Origin of the sequence: Streptomyces sp. NPDC006261 (genome assembly GCF_040613515.1) — a bacterium.
GTDB lineage: Bacteria > Actinomycetota > Actinomycetes > Streptomycetales > Streptomycetaceae > Streptomyces.
Map to the genome: position 1 here is coordinate 1 of NZ_JBEXSI010000143.1, position 2,906 is coordinate 2,906.

Annotated in this window: 1 protein-coding gene; it reads right to left on the reverse strand. The window is 73.7% G+C overall.

The genetic code is table 11. The annotated features are described in order from the left end of the window. The coding region (locus tag ABZ154_RS34915; RefSeq protein WP_356838480.1) for a type I polyketide synthase at positions 1 to 2,906 on the reverse strand (2,906 nt) is incomplete at both ends.

The window sequence follows — 2,906 nt, forward strand, 5'->3', positions numbered from 1 at the left end:
GCGGGCCTGTTCGGGCAGGTTGCCGTCCTGGAGCGGCTGTGGTGCGGTCAGCACCACAGCCGGGACCTCGGCCCCGGCCTCCACCGCCGCCACCAACGCCGCCAGATCGGCGTACGTACGCGAGGAGTCGACCGGCAACGCGTGCACACCCGGCTCGCCCAGCAGTGCCCATGTGCCGCTCTGTGCAGAGGAGGTCATGGCGCCGATCGGCGACCACTCCACCCGCAGCAAGCCCTCGCGGTGCGCGTCGGCCGCCGCTCGCAGCGTCTCCTTTGAGAGCGGCCGCAGCGCCAGCTCGGCGACCGAGGCGACCGGCGCGCCCAGGCCGTCGGCCACCAAGAGCGCGGCCGACTCGGGCCCGGTCGGCGTGAGACGCACCCGCAGCGCCGACGCGCCGGTGGCGTACACCGTCACGTCCGACCAGGAGAAGGGCAGCAGAGCCTGCCGGTGCTCATCCACCACACCTGGCAGCAGCGGGTGCAGCGCCGCGTCCAACAGCGCCGGGTGCACGGTGAAGAGGCCTGCCTGCGCGTGGAGTTCGTCCGGCAGGGCCACCTCGGCGAAGAGCTCTCCCGCCTCCGCGCCCCGCCAGACGCGCCGCAGACCCTGGAACGCCGGCCCGTACGCGTAGCCCTGCTCCAGCACCCGCTCGTACGCGCCGTCCAGGTCGACCTCGACGGCACCCGACGGCGGCCAGAGCAGCAGGCCCTCCGCCGTCTCGTCCGGAGCCGGTGCGAGTCGGCCCTCGGCGTGGAGCGTCCACGCCGTGTCCTCGTCCGCGGTGTCCGGCCGAGAGTAGATCTCCAGCGTGCGGCGCTCGGCCTCGTCGGCCTCGCCGACCACGATCTGCAGCTGGACACCGTCGCGCTCAGGCAGCAACAGCGCTGCGGACAGCGTCAGTTCCTCGACCCGCTCGCATCCCGCGTACTCCCCGGCGCGCAACGCCAGCTCGACCAGTCCGGTGCCCGGCAGCAGTGCGGTGCCGTGCACGGCGTGGTCCGCGAGCCACGGGTGGGAGTGGCGGGAGATGCGGCCGGTCAGCAGCAAGGTCGGCCGGTCCGCCACCGCGACGGCTGCGCCGAGCAGCGGGTGGCCGTCGGTCGAGCCGAGGCCCAGACCGGCGGCGTCGCTCGGCACGGAGACCGCTTCCAGCCAGTGGCGGGTGCGCTGGAAGGCGTACGTCGGCAGATCGACCCGGCCGGGCCGGCTGCCGGCGAAGACGGACCGCCAGTCGACCAGGACACCCCGGTTGTGGGCCTCGCCCACGGAGAGCATGAACCGCTCCAGCCCGCCCTCGTCGCGCCGCAGCGAGCCGAACGCCACCGCCTCCCGTCCCGCCGCCTCCGCGGTCTCCTGCACCGCGAGCGCCAGGACCGGATGCGCGCTGGACTCGATGAAGGTGCCGAACCCCTCCTCCAGGAGGGTCCGTACGGCGTGCTCCAGCTCCACGGGCTGCCGCAGATTGCGGTACCAGTACCCGGCGTCCAGCTCCGTCCCCACGACCCACTGACCGGTCACGGTCGAGAAGAACGGAATGGTCGCCTTGCGCGGGCTCACCGGAGCGAGCAGCGTGGCCAGCTCCTCCTCCAGCAGCTCCACGTAGTGCGAGTGCGAGGCGTAGTCCACCGGAATGCCTCGTGCTCGCACGCCGTCGGCCCGGCACTGCTCCAACAGGTCTCGAAGCGGCTCGGGTTCGCCGGAGACGACGACGGAGGCCGGGCCGTTGACCGCGGCGATCTGGACGCGGCCCTCCCAGCGGGCGATGCGTTCGCGCACCGCGTCGGCCGGGAGCGCGACGGAGACCATGCCGCCGAGGCCCGCCAGCACGCGGCCGATGGCCTGGCTGCGTAGGGTCACCACACGGGCCGCGTCGTCGAGGCTGAGGATGCCGGCCACGTACGCGGCGGCGATCTCACCCTGAGAGTGGCCCACGACGGCGTTCGGCCGGACGCCGTGCGCCTGCCAGAGCTCCGCCAGCGAGACCATCACCGCGAACAGGGCCGGCTGCACAACATCCACGCGCTCCAGCGACGGCGCGCCTTCGGCCCCGCGGAGGACCTCCTCCAGTGACCAGTCAACGTACGGCGAGAACGCCTTCGCGCACTCCGTGATGGAGGCGGCGAACCCCGGTGAGGTGTCCATCAGCCCGGCCGCCATGCCCGCCCACTGCGAGCCCTGACCCGGAAAGACGAAGGCGGTCTTTGATGCCTCGGCCGCCGAGCCCCGCACCGTGCCCGGCGCCGGAGCGCCCTCGGCGAGCGCCCGCAGCTGCTCGCGCGGGAGGACGTCGGGCGCGGCGAGGACGACGGCTCGGTGGTCAAGGGCCGTACGGGTGGTGGCGAGGGAGTGCGCGACGTCGAGCGGTGCCTGCTCGGGGTGCGCCTCCAGGTGTTCCAGCAGGCGGCCGGCCTGGTCGGCGAGGGCCTGAGCGGTCTTGGCGGAGAGCAGCCACGGCAGGACGGCCGGCACGTCGGCCGCTGCCTGCTCAGCCGGTTCCTCCGCCGGCGGCTGCTCCAGGATGAGGTGCGCGTTGGTGCCGCCCATGCCGAACGCGGAGACGGCGGCCCGGCGCGGCGCGTCCTTCTCCGGCCACGGCCGCGCCTCGGTGAGCAGCGAGACATCGCCGGACTCCCAGTCGACGAACGGCGTCGGCTCATCGAGGTGGAGGGTCTTCGGGAGAGTGCCGTGGCGCATCGCCTGGACCATCTTGATGACGCCGCCGACGCCTGCGGCGGCCTGTGTGTGGCCGGTGTTGGACTTGAGCGATCCGAGGTGGAGGGGCCGGCCTTCGGGCCGGTTCTGGCCGTACGTGGCGATGAGGGCCTGGGCCTCGATCGGGTCGCCGAGGCGGGTGCCGGTGCCGTGGGCCTCCACGGCGTCGACGTCGCCCGGAGCCAGGCCCGCGT